2 protein-coding genes are annotated in these 396 nt (G+C 57.1%); both read left to right on the top strand.

Going from position 1 to position 396, the window contains the following annotated elements; genetic code table 11:
• Positions 1-226, top strand: a 226-nt coding sequence (gene tnpA, locus H1B37_RS33190; protein ID WP_182871551.1) for an IS66 family insertion sequence element accessory protein TnpA, incomplete at its 5' end; no start/stop codon positions are given.
• The coding region (gene tnpB / locus H1B37_RS34745; protein ID WP_182871550.1) for an IS66 family insertion sequence element accessory protein TnpB at positions 223-396 on the top strand (174 nt) is incomplete at its 3' end. The genes tnpA and tnpB, both read left to right, overlap by 4 nt.

Here is a 396-nt window from a genome sequence, read left to right as displayed (position 1 = left end):
CTTCTCGACCGCATCGTTTTACCATTGGCGACGCAAGATTGGATCCCAGGCCAGCGCACAAGGAGAGTTCCTCGCCGTCGAGGTCAGCGATCCTAGAACGTCCAACCGAAAGGTCAGGGTTCGCTTCCCCTGTGGCACTCAGTTGGAACTCGATGCCGACGACTACGAGAACGTCCGACTGGTCGTCGATCGGCTCGCCACGCGTGCCGCAGAGGAAGTCCGATGATCGCGCTCCCGACCACCAGCGGCATTTATCTCTACAGTGAACCGACCGATATGAGAAAAGGGTTCTCCGGTTTGGCCGGTATCATTCGAGGGGAGCTCGGCAAGGCTCCCAATGATGGAAGCCTGTTCCTGTTCATCAACCGACGCAAAGATAAACTCAAGGCGCTCTAT

This window comes from Stieleria mannarensis, from assembly GCF_014154935.1.
GTDB classification, from domain to species: Bacteria; Planctomycetota; Planctomycetia; order Pirellulales; family Pirellulaceae; genus Stieleria; species Stieleria mannarensis.
The sequence above is the reverse complement of the archived record's forward strand: the minus strand, read 5'-3'. Positions and strand labels throughout refer to the sequence as shown.